This is a genomic window from Streptomyces sp. NPDC046870 (genome assembly GCF_040704595.1).
In the GTDB taxonomy this organism is placed as follows: Bacteria; Actinomycetota; Actinomycetes; order Streptomycetales; family Streptomycetaceae; genus Streptomyces; species Streptomyces argyrophylli.
Map to the genome: position 1 here is coordinate 33,268 of NZ_JBEYXM010000004.1, position 17,809 is coordinate 51,076.

Here is a 17,809-nt window from a genome sequence, read left to right on the forward strand (position 1 = left end):
CCGCGGCCGCCCCGCCGGGTGCCGCGCCCGCCCGAGCGGCAGGTACGGACGGTCCGGCCGCCGCGGCGGCCCCGCTGGGCCATGCGGGCGGTCACCACGCTGTCGGTCGTGGTGCTCGCCTCCGCCGGGATCGGGCACGCGGTGGTCGCCAGCCTGGACGCGGGCATCGCCCGGATCGACGCCTTCAAGGACATGAAGAACCGGCCCCGGGCCGGGCACGGCATGAACGTCCTGCTGGTCGGCACCGACGGCCGCGACAAGCTCAGCGAGGCGGACCGGCGGGCCTACCGGCTGGGCGGGGCCCCCTGTCACTGCACCGACACCATGATGATCGTGCACATCGCGGAAGACCGGGAGCGGGCCACCGTGGTCAGCCTGCCGCGCGACTCCTACGCCGAGATGCCCGCGCACGTCGACCAGAACACGGGGCAACGGCACGGTCCGCACCCGGTCAGGCTCAACGCGGCCTACGCCGAGGGCGGGCCCCAGCTGACCATCCGCACGGTCGAGAGCATGACCCACGTGAAGATCGACCACTATCTGGAGGTCGACTTCACCAGCTTCATGAAGACCGTGGACGTGCTCGGCGGGGTCAAGGTGTGCACGCCCACGCCGCTGAAGGACCGGTACACCGGGCTCGACCTCGCGCCCGGCACCTACACCCTCCGGGGCGGGCAGGCGCTGCAGTACGTACGGGCCCGGCACGTCGACGCGGCCAGCGACCTGGGCCGGATGAAGCGGCAGCAGCGGTTCCTGGCCGCCCTGCTGGACAAGGCGACCTCCTCCGGGGTGCTGCTGAACCCGATGCGGTTCCGGGACGTGACCCGGGCGGTGCTCGGCTCCGTCCGCGCCGACGCGGGCTTCGGCACCGACGAACTGCTCGACCTCGGCCGCGCGATGCGGAACTTCTCGCCGTCCTCGTCGGAGTTCACCACCGTCCCGATCGGCCGGATGGACTACCCGGTCAAGGGCATCGGCTCGACCCTGAAGTGGGACCCGGCCAAGGCGGAGCGGCTGTTCGGGGCGCTGCGGGACGACAAGTCGCTCGCCGGGGAGCAGCCGCGCCGTGACCCGGCACGCACCCCGGTGCCGGTGGAGGTGTCCCCGGACACCATCCGGGTCCAGGTGGCGAACGGCAGCGGCACCGTGGGGCTGGCCAAGCGCGTCGACGCGGAGCTCGCGGCGACCGGCTTCGCCACCACCCGCCGGCCGGTGACCGCGCCCGCCCGGGTGGCGCGCACGGTCGTCTTCTACGACCCCCGCTGGGACCGCTCCGCCCGGTCCCTGGCCGCGGCGCTGCCGGGCAGCGAGCTGCGGGCCGTGCCGGGCCAGGGACCGCTGCTGAAGGTGACGGCCGGGGCGGAGTTCACGAACGTGCGGAAGGTGCGGTTCGACGACCCGGCGCAGCCGGAGCAGAGTGTCGTGCGGGGCAACGAGGTCACCTGCTGAGGCCGTCTCCAGTCCTGCCTGGACCGGTCCTCAGTCCTCGAAGCCCTCCGCGGCCCGCTTCTCGCGCAGCTCCCTGATCGCCCGGCGGCGGGCCAGGCGGTGGGTGCGGCGGATCTGGGCCTCCTGGTAGCGGCGGCGGTCGCGGTCGGTCTCGGGTATCACCGGCGGCACCCGGCGCGGCTTGCCGTCGGCGTCGACGGCCGTGAAGACCAGGTAGGCGGAGCCCACCTGGGTGGCCGGGTCCGACTCGTTCCAGCGCTCGGCGAGGACCCGGACGCCGATCTCCATCGAGGTCCGGCCGGTCCAGTTCACCTGCGCCTTGACGTGGACCAGGTCGCCGACGCGGACCGGCTCGAGGAACACCATCTCGTCCATGGACGCGGTGACGGCGGGACCGCCGGAGTGCCGGCCCGCCACGGCGCCCGCCGCGTCGTCGACGAGCTTCATGATCACGCCACCGTGCACGGTCCCCAGCAGGTTGGTGTCGTTGTGGGTCATGATGTGGCTGAGGGTGGTGCGCGAGGCGGACGTGGGCTTGCCCGGGATGTCCGGTTCCATCGCCGGATCCGTGTCCGTGACCTGGTCTGTCATGCCCCCTACCTTATGCCGAAGCCTCTTTCGCGGACTTTGTGTCGGGTTCGCAACAGCGAGGCCCTGATTTCCCCACATCCCTTGTCGAGCACATGGCCGGGCCCTGCACACTGGGGCGCATGAATGACTGGCCCGAGGGATGGTCCGACGACAACCGCGGCCCGCGCTACGGACGCGGCAGTGCCGGCGCACAGCCGGAGGGGGCCCGCGTGATGCGTCAGGTGCAGCGCGGCCCGGCGGTACCGCCCGGACCGCGCTCGGCGTACGGCGACCCCGGCCCGGCGGCGCCGCCGTACGGGGCCGGTGTGCCGCGGCAGCCGTCGTACGTCGACGGCCAGGGGCACGAGGAGGGCGCCGGCTACGGCGACTACGACAGCGGCTACAACACCGGCCAGGTCTACGGCGGCTCCGGCGGCCGGGGCCCGGGCGGCACGGCGGGGGCGCCCACCCGGGCACCGCGCCCCGCGCCGAACTGGCGGCGCCGCATCAAGTGGACGGCGATCACCCTGGCGACCGTGCTGGTCGTCACCTCGATCGCGACCTACTTCTGGGCCGACTCCAAGCTGCGCCGCGAGGTGGACCTGTCGAAGGTCATCGACCGGCCGGAGGGCGGCGACGGCACGAACTACCTGATCGTCGGCTCGGACAGCCGTGAGGGCCTGTCCAAGGAGGACGAGAAGAAGCTGCACACCGGCGGCGCCGAGGGCAAGCGCACGGACTCGATGATGATCCTGCACGTCGGCGGCAACGGCGACACGCTGATCTCGCTGCCGCGCGACTCGGACGTGGTGGTCCCGTCGTACCAGGGCTCGACGTCCGGGAAGACCTACCCGGCGCAGGGGCGGCACACCAAGCTGAACGCCACCTACGCCGAGGACGGGCCGACGCTGCTCGTCCGCACGATCGAGGCCAACACCGGGCTGCGCATCGACCACTACGTCGAGATCGGCTTCCAGGGCTTCGCCAGCATCGTGGACGCGGTGGGCGGCGTCGACATCACCATCGACAAGGGCTTCAAGGACAAGTGGTCGGGCGCCGACTTCAAGGCCGGCAAGCAGATCCTGAACGGCCAGCAGGCGCTCGCGTTCGTCCGTACCCGGCACGCGTTCGCCGCGTCCGACCTCCAGCGCACCAAGAACCAGCAGAAGTTCCTGGCCGCGCTGGCCCACCAGGTGGCGACCCCGTCGACGATCCTCAACCCGTTCAAGTTCTACCCGACCATGGGCGCGGGCCTGGACTCCCTGATCGTCGACAAGGACATGTCGCTGTGGGACCTGGGCTCGATGTTCTGGGCGATGAAGGGCGTCAGCGGCGGTGACGGCACCTCGATGAACATGCCGATCTCCGGCTCCGTGGGCGGCAACCTCGTCTGGGACAAGGCCAAGGTGAAGACCCTGGTCAACGAGCTGAACAACGACGAGAAGGTCACCGTCTCCGGCAACTGAGGCCGTCACGCACCGGTCCGAGGGCACCCCGCGGGGTGCCCTCGGCCATGCCGGGGGTGGCTCACATGCTGGCGCCCGCCATCGCCCGGCAGGTCTCCGCGCAGCGGCGACACGCCTCGGCGCAGCGCATCATCATCTGGTCGTCGGGCATGGACATACACGCCTCGGCGCACATGTCACAGGCCCGCGCGCAGACGGCGCACATCTCGCCGGCCATGGGCGAGCGCCGCATCATCATGTCGGCGCACATCCGGGTCGTCTCGGAGCAGTCCATGAGCGCGCGCATGATCTGCATCTGCGCCTGGCCGCCCTGCTGCATGCAGGAGCTCATGGCCTCCTCGCAGATGTTGTGGCAGTTCATGCAGGCGTCGATGCAGTCCTGCATCTGCTGCGTGAGGGCGGGCATCATTCCGGACTGGGACTGGGTCATGGCTCCTCCACGGAGGCAGGTGGGACCCGGGAGGGGTCCCGTGTGCTTCCGTAGTACGCCGGGGAGCGGTGTCCCGCATGTCGGATTACGGCAGGTTGCGGGCCATGACGATGCGCTGGACCTGGTTCGTGCCCTCGTAGATCTGCGTGATCTTGGCGTCGCGCATCATGCGCTCCACCGGGTAGTCACGGGTGTAGCCGTAGCCGCCGAGGAGCTGGACGGCGTCGGTGGTGACCTCCATGGCGACGTCGGAGGCGAAGCACTTGGCGGCGGCGCCCAGGTAGGTGAGGTCGGCGTCGCCGCGCTCGGAGGCGGCGGCGGCCTGGTAGGTGAGGGCGCGGGCCGCCGAGATCTTCATGGACATGTCGGCGAGCATGAACTGGATGCCCTGGAAGTCGGCGATCGGCTTGCCGAACTGCTTGCGCTCCTGGACGTAGCCCTTGGCGTAGTCCAGGGCGCCCTGGGCGCAGCCGAGGGCCTGGGCGGCGATGGTGATGCGGGTGTGGTCGAGGGTCTTCATGGCCGTCATGAAGCCGGTGCCCTCCTCGCCGATCATGCGGTCGGCGGGGATGCGGACGTTGTCGAAGTAGACCTCGCGGGTCGGGGAGCCCTTGATGCCGAGCTTCTTCTCCGGGGCGCCGAAGGAGACGCCCTCGTCCGACTTCTCCACGACGAAGGCGGAGATGCCCTTCGAGCGCTTCGAGGGGTCCGTCACGGCCATCACCGTGTAGTACTCGGAGACGCCCGCGTTGGTGATCCAGCGCTTCACCCCGTTGAGCACCCAGTGGTCGCCGTCGCGGACCGCCTTGGTCTTCATGCCGGCCGCGTCCGAGCCGGCCTCCGGCTCGGAGAGGCAGTACGAGAACATGGCGTCGCCCTTGGCGAGCGGCGTCAGGTACTTCTTCTTCAGCTCCTCGCCGCCGGAGAGGATCACCGGGAGCGAGCCCAGCTTGTTCACGGCGGGGATGAGGGAGGAGGAGACGCAGGCGCGGGCCACCTCCTCGATCACGATGACCGTGGCGAGCGCGTCGGCGCCGGCGCCGCCGTACTCCTCGGGGACGTGCACGGCGTGCAGGTCGTTGGCCACCAGGGCGTCGAGGGCCTCCTGCGGGAAACGGGCCTCCTCGTCCACCGCCGCGGCGTACGGCGCGATCTTCGCCTCGACCAGGGAACGGACGGCGTCCCGGAGCATGTCGTGCTCCTCGGACGGGCGGTACAGGTCGAAGTCAGCCGATCCGGCCACGGTCTCTCACGCTCCAAAGACGCACTGATACTGACGCTAATTACCGTTAAGTAACTGAATTTTAGAGCCCCCGTGTGAACCCGCCTACGTGAGCTTGGTGACAGCGGGGAAATTGCCCGCGGGGCGGCCCGACTATGCTCAGGCACCGCATGACCGAGCAGGACCGACGGACCGGAGCTGGAGCGCACCCCATGAGCCTGAAGATCACCGTGATCGGCACCGGTTACCTCGGCGCCACGCACGCCGCGGCCATGGCCGAACTGGGCTTCGAGGTGCTGGGCCTGGACGTCGTACCCGAGAAGATCGCCATGCTGGAGCGCGGCGAGACCCCGATGTACGAGCCCGGACTGGAAGAGCTGCTGCGCCGCCACGTGGCCGGGATCGAGGGGTCCACCGGGCGGCTGCGGTTCACCACGGACTGGGCCGAGGTCGGCGCCTTCGGCGATGTGCACTTCGTGTGCGTGAACACCCCGCAGAAGCACGGCGAGTACGCCTGCGACATGAGCTACGTCGACTCCGCCGTGGCCTCCCTCGCCCCGCACCTGCGCGGCCCGGCCCTGGTCGTCGGCAAGTCGACCGTGCCGGTGGGTTCCGCCGACCGGCTGGCCGCCTACCTGGCCGAGCACGCCCCGGCGGGCGGCGACGCCGAGCTGGCCTGGAACCCGGAGTTCCTGCGCGAGGGCTTCGCCGTCCAGGACACCCTGCACCCGGACCGGATCGTCGTCGGCGTGCGCAGCGAGCGCGCGGAGAAGCTGCTGCGCGAGGTGTACGCCGGCCCGGTCGGCGAGGGCGCCCCGTTCGTGGTCACCGACTTCCCGACCGCCGAACTGGTGAAGACGGCCGCGAACTCCTTCCTCGCGACCAAGATCTCGTTCATCAACGCGATGGCGGAGGTGTGCGAGGCCGCCGGCGGTGACGTGGCGAAGCTCGCGGAGGCCATCGGCCACGACGACCGGATCGGCCGCAAGTTCCTGCGCGCCGGCATCGGCTTCGGCGGTGGCTGCCTGCCCAAGGACATCCGGGCGTTCATGGCCCGGGCGGGTGAGCTGGGCGCCGACCAGGCTCTGACGTTCCTGCGCGAGATCGACTCGATCAACATGCGCCGGCGCGGCCAGATGGTGGAGATGACCCGGGAGGCGCTGGGCGGCGGGTCCTTCCTCGGCAAGCGGGTCGCGGTGCTCGGCGCCACCTTCAAGCCGGACTCGGACGACGTCCGCGACTCGCCCGCGCTGAACGTGGCCGGCCAGATCCACCTCCAGGGCGGTCAGGTGACCGTGTACGACCCGAAGGGCATGGAGAACGCCCGCAAGGTCTTCCCGACCCTGGGCTACGCCGGTTCCGCGCTGGAGGCCGCCCGGGGCGCCGACGTCGTCCTGCACCTGACCGAGTGGCGGGAGTTCCGTGAGCTGGACCCGGTGGCGCTCGGCGAGGCGGCGGCGGCCCGGGTGATCCTCGACGGCCGCAACACCCTCGACCCGGAGCTGTGGCGCCGGGCCGGCTGGACGTACCGCGCGATGGGCCGCCCCAAGGCGTAGGGCCCCACGCCGGGGCCCGTGTGGCGACGCCGGTTCGGCCGAGGCTCAGTCGGCCGAACCGGCGTCTGTCCGCATTCTGCACCAAACCGTCGCCGCTCACGCGCCCTTCGCCCGGTACCGGCGCATCTTCGCGCGCGCCCCGCACACCTGCATCGAGCACCAGCGCCCGCGTCCGGCGGGGCTGCGGTCGTAGTACGCCCAGTGGCAGGTGTCGGCCTCGCACGCCTTGAGCCGGGTCCAGGTGCCCGCGACGAGCGCCTCGGCGACGGCGGCGGCGACCCGGGACAGCAGCGGCCCGGCGTCGGCCGGGGCGAGGCGGGCCGAGCCGTCGTGGCCGTCGACGGCGACGTACAGCGGGGCCCCGGCCAGCAGGGTGCCCAGCGGTGTCACCGGGCGGTGCGGCGGGTGCCCGGCGTGCGCGAGCAGCGCGGCCCGCAGCGACTCGCGCAGCTCCCGGGCCCCGGCCAGCCCGTCCTCGGTGATCCCGAGGCGGGCGCGGCCCTCCGGCGTGTCCAGCGCGTCCGTGCCCGCCTCGATGTCCAGGGTGTTCACCAGGGACTCGACCAGGGCCAGGCCGCCGGGGGCCGCCGATCTCTCGCTCATGCTTGTGACGTTACCTCCGATGCGGGAGCATGCGGTAACCGTTACTGGTTACCCGTCCTTACAGGTAACTCCACGAGGAGGAAGTCATGGCTCTCGCCAAGCTCGACATCGTCGTCCTGGACTGTCCCGACCCGCGCGCGCTGGCCGGTTTCTACGCCGGTGTGCTGGGCGGCACGGTCGAGGAGGACCCCGAGGACAGCGCGTGGGTGGACCTGAAGGTGCCCGGCGGGACGGCCCTGGCCTTCCAGCGGGCGCCGGGGTTCGTGCCGCCGCAGTGGCCCGCGGCGGACCGGTCGCAGCAGTTCCACCTGGATCTGGTGGTGGAGGACCTGGACGCGGCGGAGAAGGGCGTGCTGGCGCTGGGCGCCAAGCCGCTGGACACGCGGGACCGGGAGCGGACCTTCCGTGTCTACGCCGACCCGGCGGGGCACCCGTTCTGTCTGTGCGCCTGCTGACCCGTCCCGGAGGAGGATTCCATGGCGTCCGTGGCCCGTTTCCGCAACGTCGTTCTCGACTGCCCCGATCCGCACGCGCTGGCCGCCTTCTACGCGGCGGTCGCCGGGGGCACCCCACGGCCCGAGGACGACGACTGGGTCGTGCTCCAGGTGCCGGACGGGCCGCGGATCGCCTTCCAGCGGGCCGAGGGACACACGCCGCCGGAGTGGCCGCGCGCGGACCGCAACGGCCAGCAGCTCCACCTCGACTTCGACGCGGGGCCGACCTGGGCGGACCTCGACGCGGCGCACGAGCAAGTGCTGGCGCTCGGCGCCCGCCCGCTGGACCTGGAGGACCGCGAGACGAAGGACTACCAGGTGTACGCCGACCCGGCCGGGCATCCGTTCTGCCTGTGCCGGATCGACGAACGGCCGTGACGTCCCGGGAACGCCCGGCCCGGTGATCCGGCCCTTCGCCGGGCCGGCGTCCCCCGGTCAGTTCCCGTCGCGCGTGCCGTCCAGCGACTCGATCGTGGCGAGGGACGGCGTGCGGGTGGCCTGGAGGTCCCGGGCGACGTCCTCCGCCGCGCCGAGCACGCGTACCGCGTTCTGCCAGGTCAGCTTGGCCAGGTCGGCCTTGGACCAGCCGCGGTCCAGCAGTTCGGCGAGCAGGTTCGGGTAGCCGGAGACGTCGTTCAGGCCGTCCGGGGTGAACGCGGTGCCGTCGTAGTCGCCGCCGATGCCCAGATGGTCGATGCCGGCGACCTCGCGCATGTGGTCCAGGTGGTCGGCGACCGTGGACACCGTGGCGACCGGGCGCGGGGTGCGCTCCTCGAAGGCCCGGTGGATCTTCATGGCCTCGGGGCTGGTGTCCAGGGGGTGCAGACCGTGGGCGCGCAGGTTCTCGCCGGCGGCGGCCGTCCAGTCGACGGCGGCCTGGAGCACGAACTTGGGCACGAACGTCACCATCGCCACGCCGCCGTTGGCGGGCAGGCGTTCCAGGACGTCGTCGGGGATGTTGCGGGGGTGGTCGCACACCGCGCGCGAGGAGGAGTGGGAGAAGATCACCGGCGCGGACGTGGCGTCCAGCGCGTCCCGCATCGTCGTCGCCGCCACATGGGACAGGTCGACGAGCATGCCGAGGCGGTTCATCTCCGCGACGACCTCGCGGCCGAAGGCGGACAGCCCGCCCACCCGCGGCTCGTCGGTCGCGGAGTCGGCCCAGTCCACGTTGTCGTTGTGGGTGAGCGTCATGTAGCGCACGCCGAGCGCGTACAGGCCGCGCAGGGTGCCCATCGAGTTGGCGATGGAGTGGCCGCCCTCGGCGCCCATGAGAGAGGCGATACGGCCCTGCCCGCGCGCCTCCTCCAGGTCGGCGGCGGTCAGCGCGGGCGCCAGCTCGGCGGGGTAGCGGGCCAGCAGCTGCCGGACGCAGTCGATCTGCTCCAGCGTCGCCGCGACCGGGTCCGGCTGCTCGCACGGCACGTACACCGACCAGTACTGGGCGCCGACCCCGCCCGCGCGCAGCCGCGGCAGGTCGGTGTGCAGCCGCTCGCGCCGGTCACCGGCGATGTCCAGGGCGTCCAGGTCGTAGCCCACCTGCTCGCGCAGCGCCCAGGGCAGGTCGTTGTGCCCGTCGACCACGGGGAACTCGCGCAGCAGCGCGTGTGCTTCGTCCAGGGCGGCCACGGCGGTCACTTCCCGAAGCCGAAGCCGCTGCCCGCGCCCTCGACCTTGGAGCGCAGCCGCTTGCCCTTCTCGGTGGCCTGGTCGTTGAGGTCCTGCTGGAAGTCGCGCATCCGGTGCAGCAGCTCCTCGTCGTGCGCGGCGAGGATGCGGGCGGCCAGGAGACCGGCGTTGCGGGCACCGGCGACGGAGACCGTGGCGACCGGGACACCGGCCGGCATCTGCACGATGGAGAGCAGGGAGTCCATGCCGTCCAGGTACTTCAGCGGCACCGGCACGCCGATGACCGGCAGCGGGGTCACGGAGGCGAGCATGCCGGGCAGGTGGGCGGCGCCGCCCGCACCCGCGATGATCACCTTCAGGCCGCGGTCGGCGGCCTGCTCGCCGTACGTGACCATCTCGCGGGGCATGCGGTGCGCGGAGACGACGTCGACCTCGTAGGGGATCTCGAACTCGTCCAGGGCCTTGGCGGCGGCTTCCATGACGGGCCAGTCGGAGTCCGACCCCATGACGATGCCAACAACGGGGCTCATTCGGTGATGGTGCCTCTCAGGTAGCCGGCTGCGTGACGCGCGCGCTCCAGCACGTCGTCCAGGTCGTCGCCGTAGGTGTTGACGTGTCCGACCTTGCGGCCCGGCTTCACGTCCTTGCCGTACATGTGGATCTTGAGCTTGGGGTCGCGGGCCATGCAGTGCAAGTACGCGGAGTACATGTCCGGGAAGTCGCCCCCCAGGACGTTGACCATCACGGTCCACTTGGCGCGCGGGCGCGGGTCGCCCAGCGGCAGGTCGAGGACCGCGCGGACGTGGTTGGCGAACTGCGAGGTGATCGCGCCGTCCATGCTCCAGTGGCCGGAGTTGTGCGGGCGCATGGCCAGTTCGTTGACGAGGATGCGGCCGTCGCGGGTCTGGAACAGCTCGACGGCGAGGTGCCCGACGACGCCGAGTTCCTTGGCGATGGTCAGCGCCAGCCGCTCGGCGTGCAGCGCCAGGTCCTCGTCCAGGTCGGGCGCGGGGGCTATGACCGTGTCGCAGACGCCGTTGACCTGCTGCGACTCCACCACCGGGTAGGCGACGGCCTGGCCGTGCGGGGAGCGTACGACGTTGGCGGCCAGCTCGCGGACGTAGTCGACCTTCTCCTCGGCGAGGACGGGCACGCCGGCGCGGAACGGCTCGGCCGCCTCCTCGGCGTCGTCCACGACCCACACGCCCTTGCCGTCGTAGCCGCCGCGGACCGTCTTGAGGACGACCGGGAAGCCGTCGCCCTCCTCGGCGAACCGGACCACGTCCTCCGGGTCGCTCACGATCCGGTGCCGCGGGCACGGGATGCCGATCGCGTCGAGCTTCGCACGCATCACCCCCTTGTCCTGGGCGTGCACCAGCGCGTCCGGCCCGGGGCGCACGGGAATGCCGTCCGCCTCCAGGGCACGCAGGTGCTCGGTGGGCACGTGCTCGTGGTCGAAGGTGATCACGTCGCAGCCGCGCGCGAACTCGCGCAGCGTGTCGAGGTCGCGATAGTCGCCGATGACGACATCGTTCACGACCTGCGCCGCGGAATCCTGAGGAGTGTCACTGAGGAGCTTGAACCTGATGCCCAGCGGGATGCCCGCCTCGTGCGTCATACGCGCGAGCTGACCCCCGCCGACCATGCCGACTACCGGGAACGTCACACCCCTAGCGTATCGGCCACGCGGCGGCGGCCGGATCGCGTCCCTCTCACGGACTCTTACCCGGTGCTTCCCCGCCTCTTCCCGACCCGTTTCCACAGCGTGGCCCGGTCCACGGGCAGCGGCGGGCCCGCCCGGCTAGCATGGCGGGGTTGAGGAAACCTAGCGACGGGAGCTGCACAGCCATGGAACCTCGTTCCTCGGGGCTGCAACGGCTCGTACGCGAGGTGGCCAAGTTCGGTGCCGTGGGCGGTGCCGGCGTCCTCGTCAATCTCGGCGTGTTCAACCTGGTCCGGCACGTCTCGGACCTCCCGGTGGTGCGGGCCAGCATCATCGCGACCGTCGTGGCCATCGTCTTCAACTACGTCGGCTTCCGCTACTGGACGTACCGGGACCGCGACAAGAACGGGCGCACCAAGGAACTGACGCTGTTCCTGCTGTTCAGCGCGATCGGCCTGGTGATCGAGAACGGCGTGCTGTACCTGGCGACCTACGGCTTCGGCTGGGACAGCCCGCTGCAGAGCAACGTCTTCAAGTTCGTCGGCATCGGCGTCGCGACCCTGTTCCGGTTCTGGTCGTACCGCACCTGGGTGTTCCGGGCGCTGCCCGCCCGGGAGACCGTGGCGAGCGCGGAATCGATCCTCGGGCGGGAACCGGCGAAGCGGGCGCCCAAGCAGCGCGTGCCGTAGCCGCGCGGGCCGGCCGGGTGGCGCCCCAGGGTCCTTCGTCAGACCAGGCGAGCCCGGCATGATCCAGGCGAGAGGCCCTAGCGGACCGTCGGCTGGTCGTCGTCCAGGGTGCGCGCCGGGGGCGTGCGCGAGAGGAACAGGCCGAAGACCGGGGGCTGCGCCTGGAGCAGCTCGAGGCGTCCGCCGTCGGCCTCCGCGAGGTCACGGGCGACGGCCAGGCCGATCCCCGTGGAGTTCCGCCCGCTGATCGTGCGCTCGAAGATCCGCGCGCCGAGGTCGGCCGGCACCCCCGGCCCCTCGTCGGTGACCTCGATCACGGCCTGGTTGCCGGTGACCCGGGTGCGCAGGGCGACGGTGCCGCCGCCGTGCATCAGCGAGTTCTCGATCAGCGCGGCCAGCACCTGGGCGACCGCGCCCGGGGTGCCGACCGCCTGGAGGTGCCGCTTGCCGGAGCTGACGATGGCCCGGCCGACGCTGCGGTAGGCGGGCCGCCACTCGGCGAGCTGCTGCTGGATGACCTCGTCCAGGTCGAAGGTGACGGCGGAGCCGGTCCGCGGGTCCCGCGAGTTCGTCAGCAGCCGCTGCACGACGTCCGTCAGCCGCTCGACCTGCGTCAGCGCGATGGTCGCCTCCTCCTTCACCGTGTCCGGGTCGTCGGTGAGGGTGATCTCCTCCAGGCGCATGGACAGCGCGGTCAGCGGTGTACGGAGCTGGTGGGAGGCGTCGGCCGCGAGACGCCGCTCGGCCGTCAGCATGCGCCCGATCCGCTCGGCGGAGGCGTCCAGCACGTCGGCGACCCGGTCCAGCTCGGGGACGCCGTACCGCTTGTGCCGGGGGCGCGGGTCGCCGGAGCCGAGGCGTTCGGCGGTCTCGGCGAGGTCGGTCAGCGGGGAGGCGAGCCGGTTGGCCTGCCGTACGGCCAGCAGCACCGCCGCCACCACGGCGAGCAGCGCGACCAGCCCGATGATCAGCAGGGTCCGGCCGACCTCGCGGGTCACCGCGGAGCGCGGCTCCTGCACGGTGACCGTCTCGCCCTCCTCGCCGTGCTGGGTGGAGTGGATGGTGTCGCCCTCGGGCCTGTCGCCGATCTCGATGGGCGGCTTGCCGGGCATCCGGATGACCGCGTACTGGTCCTTGCTGACCGGGTTGCGCAGCACGTCCGCGTTGACGTTCTCCGCGGCGAGGATGCGGCTGTCCACGATGCTGGCCAGCCGCACCGCCTCCGACTCCACCCGTTCCTGGGCGCTGTTGCTGATCGTCCGTGTCTCGACGATCACCAGGGACACGCCGAAGACCGCGATCACCACGAGGACGACGGCGAGAGTGGACTGGATGAGACGTCGGCGCATGCTCCGTTACCTGGGGTGCTCGCTGGGGCCCGGACTCAGCTCTTCTCGAACCGGAAGCCCACGCCACGCACCGTCGCGATGTACCGGGGGTTCGCCGCGTCGTCGCCCAGCTTCTTGCGCAGCCAGGAGATGTGCATGTCCAGGGTCTTGGTGGACGACCACCACGTGGTGTCCCAGACCTCGCGCATCAGCTGGTCCCGGGTCACCACCCGGCCCGCGTCCCGCACCAGCACCCGCAGCAGGTCGAACTCCTTGGCGGTCAGCTGGAGTTCCTCGTCGCCCATCCAGGCCCGGTGCGACTCGACGTCGATCCGCACCCCGTGCGTGGCCGGCGGCTGCTGCGGTTCGGCGGCGCCGCGCCGGAGCAGGGCGCGCACCCGGGCGAGCAGTTCGGCGAGCCGGAACGGCTTGGTGACGTAGTCGTCGGCGCCCGCGTCCAGACCGACGACGGTGTCCACCTCGTCGGCCCGCGCGGTCAGGATGAGGATCGGCACGGTGTGACCGTCGGAGCGCAGCCGGCGGGCGACCTCCAGGCCGTCCATGCCGGGCAGGCCGAGGTCCAGCACGACCAGGTCCACGCCGCCCTGCATTCCGGCGTCGAGCGCGGCGGGTCCGTCCTCGCGCACCTCGACCTCGTAACCTTCCCGGCGCAGGGCGCGGGCCAGCGGCTCCGAGATGGACGCGTCGTCCTCGGCGAGCAGTACACGGGTCATGAGGTGATGGTAGACCGCCCGCGTGCGGTGCCGGGGTGTGATCGGCACCCGGGCTTCTTACCTTCGTATGCTGCTGGTACGAACCATTGACCTGGAGATGCGATCGTAGGAGAGACCTTCGAATCAGGTTCCGTGGTTCCCGCGACACCTGTGATCCGCGTCTCAAGTCCTTCCATATCCGGCGGTGTCCTGCCGTATGGTGACCTGAACGCCTGTAGTACACCGGGGACCTTTGGCGCGCATGTGACGCTGAGGGTCTTCTTTGTGTGCGGGCTGGCCGAGACCAGCCTTGAAAGGAACGACCTCTGGCCGGGCTCCGGACGCAGCGACGCGTCGGGGGCGTGGATCCCGGTGGTCGCCGTCCGCCGCTCCGCGATCCGGGGCGGACTCCCCCTGGGCGTGGGGGTGGGCGGCCGACCCCGCCGGTGCCGGCCGACACCCTCTCGGGCGCGCAACTCCCCGGCTCTCGGCTTCGCCAGAGCCGGGGGGAGCCCCACCGCACGCCCCGACCAGCAAGGAACGACCATGGCGTCCAGCCTGACGAAGGACTCGGCCCGACCGGGCACCCCCGGTTCCGAGAAGACCTTCTTCGGCCACCCCCGCGGACTGGCCACTCTCTTCATGACCGAGATGTGGGAGCGCTTCTCCTACTACGGCATGAGGGCCCTTCTCCCGCTGTACCTGGTGGCCCCGGGTGGCCTGCACCTGAGCGCGGGCACGGCGACGGCGATCTACTCCGTGTACCTGTCGCTCGTGTACCTGCTGGCCCTGCCCGGCGGCTGGTTCGCCGACCGCGTCCTCGGCCCCCGCAAGACGGTCGCCGTCGCGGGCCTGGTCATCATGCTCGGTCACCTGTGCCTGGCGCTGCCCGCCGCCGCGAGCTTCTTCGTCGGCCTGGTCCTCGTCGCCATCGGCTCCGGTCTGCTGAAGGCCAACATCTCCACGATGGTCGGCCACCTCTACGACGGTCCGCAGGACCCGCGCCGGGACGGTGGCTTCACGCTCTTCTACATCGGCATCAACCTCGGTGCCTTCGTCGCCCCGCTGGTCATCGGCACCGTCGGTGAGAACGTCAACTGGCACCTGGGCTTCGCGCTGGCCGCGCTCGGCATGGCGCTGGGTCTCGCCCAGTACCTGCTCGGCGGCCGCCACCTGGACGCCAGGAGCAGCGAGGTCCCCACCCCGCTGACGCCCGCCGAGAAGGCGTCCACCCTGCGCAAGGGCCTGATCTGGCTGGCCGTCGCCGTGGTCTTCTACGGCATCGTCGGCGGCACCGGCCACTTCACCCTGAACTGGGCGCTGATCCCGCTCACCCTCATCGGCCTGATCGTGCCGATCCTGGTCATCTCCCGGATCCTGCGCGACAAGGACCTGGAGCCCGCCGAGCGCTCCAAGGTGTCCGCGTACATCTGGTTCTTCGTGGCCGCCGCCGTCTTCTGGATGATCTACGACCAGGGCGGCTCCACCCTCTCGCTGTTCGCCGAGAAGAGCGCCGACAACACCATCTTCGGCTGGGAGTTCCCGGTCTCCTGGTACCAGTCGGTCAACCCGGTCATGATCATGGCCCTCGCGCCGGTCTTCGCCTGGCTGTGGCTGTGGCTGAACAAGCGGGGCAAGGAGCCCAGCACGATCGTGAAGTTCTCCTCCGGTCTGGTGCTGGTCGGCGCGTCCTTCTTCGTCTTCCTCGCCCCGCTGTCGATCGCCGAGGGCGGTCACAAGGCCGCGGCGCTGTGGCTGGTCGCGATCTACTTCGCGCAGACCGTCGGTGAGCTGACGCTGTCGCCGGTGGGTCTGTCGGTGACGACGAAGATGGCGCCGAAGAAGTACGCCTCGCAGATGATGGGCGTCTGGTTCCTCGCGGTGACCGCGGGCGACTCCGTCACCGCCCTGCTGTCGAACCCGGCCGTCGGTGGCGTCAACCTCGACAAGATGGGCTTCGTCGCCCTGGAGGCCGTGCTCGCCGTGCTCGCGGGCGTCGCGGTGTGGATGTACCGCGGCAAGGTGAAGAAGATGATGGGCGACGTGCACTGAGTCCACGGGGCCTTGGCCTGGAGGGCCGCCACACCCGGGTGGGTGTGGCGGCCCTCTTCGCGCGGGCGCTGAACGCCCCGCGCCCCTTGGCCGGCTGCCGCGTCCTGCGCCCTGGCAGCACCGTCCAGGCCCGGGCCCTGTGGGCGCCGGCGCCGGTCGTGGCGGAGCCCCGGGACCCGCCGGACGCCCACGTGCGCCCGGCCGCTCCGTCGGGTCCGGGGTGAGGGAGACGGCGCCGAGGTACCGGTGGGGTCGGGGATCTCGATGAGGGTGGCCGGATCTGACGGGGCTCGCGTTCGTCGGCCCCTCCGCAGCAGTGTGCCCTTGCCGGCGCCGCCCAGCACCCTTCGCGAACCGCGCGGGCGATGACGCCCTTGTCGCCGGCCGGCGTCGGACAGCGGTAGCCGACCTCGACGACGTCGGCGTGGGTGCCGGCAGCACCGCCGAGCCGGCCAGGAAGGAAGACGCGTCACACGCCGGAGTCGTGGTGATCCGGCGTGCGCCGGGCGGTGCCGGAGGGAAGGCGGGGACCCGGACGGCCTCCGCCGGCGTTCAGGCGGGAGCGCCCAGCTCCGCCCAGACCGTCTTGCCCGGCGTGCCGGGGGCGCGGACCACGCCCCAGTCCAGGCACAGCCGCTGCACGATGAACATGCCGTGCCCGCCGGGCCGGCCGGCACGGTGCGGGGTGCGCGGGGCCGGCTCCCCGGGGCCCCGGTCGGAGACCTCCAGCCGGATCACCTTGTTGTCGCAGGCGAGGATCAGTTCGTCGGGGCCCTCGGCGTGCAGGCAGGCGTTGGTCACCAGTTCGGAGACCACGAGCAGCACGTCCTCGGCGGCGGCCCGCTGGTCGGCGGTGGCGGCGGGCAGCCAGCCCCACGCGTACAGCGCCTGGCGGGTGAAGTCGCGGGCGAGCGGGACGACCCCGCTCTCCCCTTCCAGGCGCAGCCTGCGGACCTGCCGGCCCCGGGTCTGCTGAGTGCCGTCGGCCGGGCCCGGCGGCCCGGACGGCACGGACGGCGCGGCTGCCCCCGTGGCCGCGCCGACGGTCGACGCAGCCCCCTCGGACGCCCCGGAAGCGCCGCTGGGCTCCGGGCCGCGGTCGCCCGGCGAGTAAGGCCGGGTGGTGCTCATCAGCGCTTCACCTCACCGATTCACCAGTTCACGATTCAATAATCCGGTCAAAAGTCCGGCCGGTGGTCTCCGGCCGGTCGGTCATGTCGGAGGCCTGGCCTCCGTCGGCACCCCGGGTGCCGTCCGGCCGGAAGTCCGAACGCCGTCCGAACGCCGTCCGCACACCGCCCGGTGGTCGTCCGCACGCCGCCCGGCCGGTCATCCGTACCCGCCCGTCCGCCGGACGCACGCTCCGTCCAGGGCGCCCGCCCGCCTCCGGGATTTCCGGTGACCGACTGCCGGCCACCGGCGCCGGTGGCCGGCAGTCGGCGGAACGCCTCCCGCTTTCTTCTGCCCACTCCTGCCCGGCCGATCCGGCGGAACACCCCCCGTTTCGGGCAGGATGTGTGTAACTCCCATGGGAAGCCGCGACGGACCGGACACCGGGGCGCCGGGTCAGTCGGCACCGTCGGCCAGGGCCGCCTCCAGGGAGTCGTGGACGGTGAAGACCGCCTCGGCCCCGGTGATCTCGAACACGCGGGCGACCACCGGCAGCATCCCTGCCAGATGGACCCCGCCCCCGGCCGCCTCGGCCTTCAGGCGGGCGCCGAGCAGGACGTTCAGCCCTGTGGAGTCGCAGAACTCCAGGCGTGAGCAGTCCACGACAAGCCGCGTGAAGCCCTTGTCCAAGAGGTCGTCGAGGGGCTCACGCAAAAGATCGGCGGTGTGGTGGTCGAGCTCACCCGCCGGTGTCACTACGGCGCTGGAGCCCTCTTCCCGCACCTCCACCAGAAGCCGGCCCGACTGTGCGCTGCCGACCGTCCCGTGGTCCATG

18 protein-coding genes are annotated in these 17,809 nt (G+C 71.6%); 7 read left to right on the forward strand and 11 right to left on the reverse strand.

Features of this window, described 5'->3' with window-relative positions; genetic code table 11:
• The first annotated feature begins 81 nt into the window (after positions 1 to 81).
• Entirely contained in the window at positions 82 to 1,449 is a 1,368-nt protein-coding gene (locus tag AB0946_RS11240; protein ID WP_366760688.1) for an LCP family protein, read from the forward strand.
• A 30-nt stretch (positions 1,450 to 1,479) separates the two neighbouring features.
• Here the strand turns inward: AB0946_RS11240 and AB0946_RS11245 are convergent, their stop codons facing one another.
• Positions 1,480 to 2,040 (reverse strand): acyl-CoA thioesterase, encoded by a 561-nt coding sequence (locus AB0946_RS11245; protein WP_366760318.1) that lies wholly within the window; start codon positions 2,038 to 2,040, stop codon positions 1,480 to 1,482.
• Between the two features lie 119 nt (positions 2,041 to 2,159).
• Here AB0946_RS11245 and AB0946_RS11250 point away from each other — a divergent pair, with 119 nt between their 5' ends.
• Entirely contained in the window at positions 2,160 to 3,485 is a 1,326-nt protein-coding gene (locus tag AB0946_RS11250) for an LCP family protein (protein ID WP_366760319.1), read from the forward strand.
• Between the two features lie 61 nt (positions 3,486 to 3,546).
• On the opposite strand, the gene AB0946_RS11255 is transcribed toward AB0946_RS11250, so the two are convergent.
• Both AB0946_RS11255 and AB0946_RS11260 read right to left on the reverse strand, forming a co-directional pair.
• The gene (locus AB0946_RS11255) at positions 3,547 to 3,915 is read right to left on the reverse strand and encodes a four-helix bundle copper-binding protein (protein ID WP_103809988.1); all 369 of its coding nucleotides are present in this window, start codon (positions 3,913 to 3,915) and stop codon (positions 3,547 to 3,549) included.
• Between the two features lie 85 nt (positions 3,916 to 4,000).
• A complete protein-coding gene (locus AB0946_RS11260; RefSeq protein WP_366760320.1) occupies positions 4,001 to 5,158 on the reverse strand; it encodes an acyl-CoA dehydrogenase in 1,158 nt (385 codons plus the stop codon).
• Between the two features lie 191 nt (positions 5,159 to 5,349).
• On the opposite strand from AB0946_RS11260, the gene AB0946_RS11265 reads away from it, so the two are divergent.
• Positions 5,350 to 6,693: a UDP-glucose/GDP-mannose dehydrogenase family protein gene (locus AB0946_RS11265; protein ID WP_366760322.1), complete on the forward strand. Its 1,344-nt coding sequence runs from the start codon at positions 5,350 to 5,352 to the stop codon at positions 6,691 to 6,693.
• Between the two features lie 96 nt (positions 6,694 to 6,789).
• Here the strand turns inward: AB0946_RS11265 and AB0946_RS11270 are convergent, their stop codons facing one another.
• Positions 6,790 to 7,296 carry a CGNR zinc finger domain-containing protein gene (locus AB0946_RS11270; protein WP_366760323.1) on the reverse strand — a complete coding sequence of 169 codons (507 nt, stop codon included), beginning with the start codon at positions 7,294 to 7,296 and terminating at the stop codon, positions 6,790 to 6,792.
• 86 nt (positions 7,297 to 7,382) lie between these two features.
• Between AB0946_RS11270 and AB0946_RS11275 the strand changes: the two genes are divergently transcribed.
• Both AB0946_RS11275 and AB0946_RS11280 read left to right on the forward strand, forming a co-directional pair.
• Positions 7,383 to 7,751 carry a VOC family protein gene (locus AB0946_RS11275; protein ID WP_366760324.1) on the forward strand — a complete coding sequence of 123 codons (369 nt, stop codon included), beginning with the start codon at positions 7,383 to 7,385 and terminating at the stop codon, positions 7,749 to 7,751.
• Positions 7,752 to 7,772: 21 nt separating this feature from the next.
• A complete protein-coding gene (locus AB0946_RS11280; RefSeq protein ID WP_366760325.1) occupies positions 7,773 to 8,168 on the forward strand; it encodes a VOC family protein in 396 nt (131 codons plus the stop codon).
• Positions 8,169 to 8,225: 57 nt separating this feature from the next.
• Here the strand turns inward: AB0946_RS11280 and AB0946_RS11285 are convergent, their stop codons facing one another.
• Genes AB0946_RS11285 through AB0946_RS11295 form a run of 3 tightly spaced genes read right to left on the reverse strand, consistent with a single transcriptional unit; the run spans position 8,226 to position 11,085 of the window.
• Complete coding sequence (locus AB0946_RS11285; RefSeq protein ID WP_366760689.1) at positions 8,226 to 9,419, reverse strand: dipeptidase; 1,194 nt, start codon at positions 9,417 to 9,419, stop codon at positions 8,226 to 8,228.
• 5 nt (positions 9,420 to 9,424) lie between these two features.
• Positions 9,425 to 9,949, reverse strand: coding sequence for a 5-(carboxyamino)imidazole ribonucleotide mutase (purE, locus tag AB0946_RS11290; protein ID WP_366760326.1), 525 nt, complete (start codon positions 9,947 to 9,949; stop codon positions 9,425 to 9,427).
• Positions 9,946 to 11,085, reverse strand: a complete 1,140-nt coding sequence (locus AB0946_RS11295; protein ID WP_359272672.1) for a 5-(carboxyamino)imidazole ribonucleotide synthase — start codon at positions 11,083 to 11,085, stop codon at positions 9,946 to 9,948. Before AB0946_RS11295 ends, purE begins: the two co-directional genes overlap by 4 nt.
• A gap of 182 nt (positions 11,086 to 11,267) precedes the next feature.
• On the opposite strand from AB0946_RS11295, the gene AB0946_RS11300 reads away from it, so the two are divergent.
• A complete protein-coding gene (locus tag AB0946_RS11300; protein ID WP_366760327.1) occupies positions 11,268 to 11,771 on the forward strand; it encodes a GtrA family protein in 504 nt (167 codons plus the stop codon).
• A 77-nt stretch (positions 11,772 to 11,848) separates the two neighbouring features.
• Here AB0946_RS11300 and AB0946_RS11305 read toward each other — a convergent pair whose 3' ends face one another.
• Positions 11,849 to 13,120 (reverse strand): ATP-binding protein, encoded by a 1,272-nt coding sequence (locus AB0946_RS11305; protein ID WP_366760328.1) that lies wholly within the window; start codon positions 13,118 to 13,120, stop codon positions 11,849 to 11,851.
• A 35-nt stretch (positions 13,121 to 13,155) separates the two neighbouring features.
• Positions 13,156 to 13,833, reverse strand: coding sequence for a response regulator transcription factor (locus tag AB0946_RS11310; protein ID WP_100571005.1), 678 nt, complete (start codon positions 13,831 to 13,833; stop codon positions 13,156 to 13,158).
• Positions 13,834 to 14,358: 525 nt separating this feature from the next.
• On the opposite strand from AB0946_RS11310, the gene AB0946_RS11315 reads away from it, so the two are divergent.
• Entirely contained in the window at positions 14,359 to 15,864 is a 1,506-nt protein-coding gene (locus AB0946_RS11315; RefSeq protein ID WP_366760329.1) for an oligopeptide:H+ symporter, read from the forward strand.
• Between the two features lie 552 nt (positions 15,865 to 16,416).
• Here AB0946_RS11315 and AB0946_RS11320 read toward each other — a convergent pair.
• Both AB0946_RS11320 and AB0946_RS11325 read right to left on the reverse strand, forming a co-directional pair.
• On the reverse strand, positions 16,417 to 16,995 hold the full coding sequence (locus tag AB0946_RS11320; RefSeq protein WP_366760330.1) for an ATP-binding protein: 579 nt from the start codon (positions 16,993 to 16,995) through the stop codon (positions 16,417 to 16,419).
• Positions 16,996 to 17,430: 435 nt separating this feature from the next.
• Positions 17,431 to 17,808: an STAS domain-containing protein gene (locus tag AB0946_RS11325; RefSeq protein ID WP_171155630.1), complete on the reverse strand. Its 378-nt coding sequence runs from the start codon at positions 17,806 to 17,808 to the stop codon at positions 17,431 to 17,433.
• Between the last annotated feature and the right edge of the window lies 1 nt (position 17,809).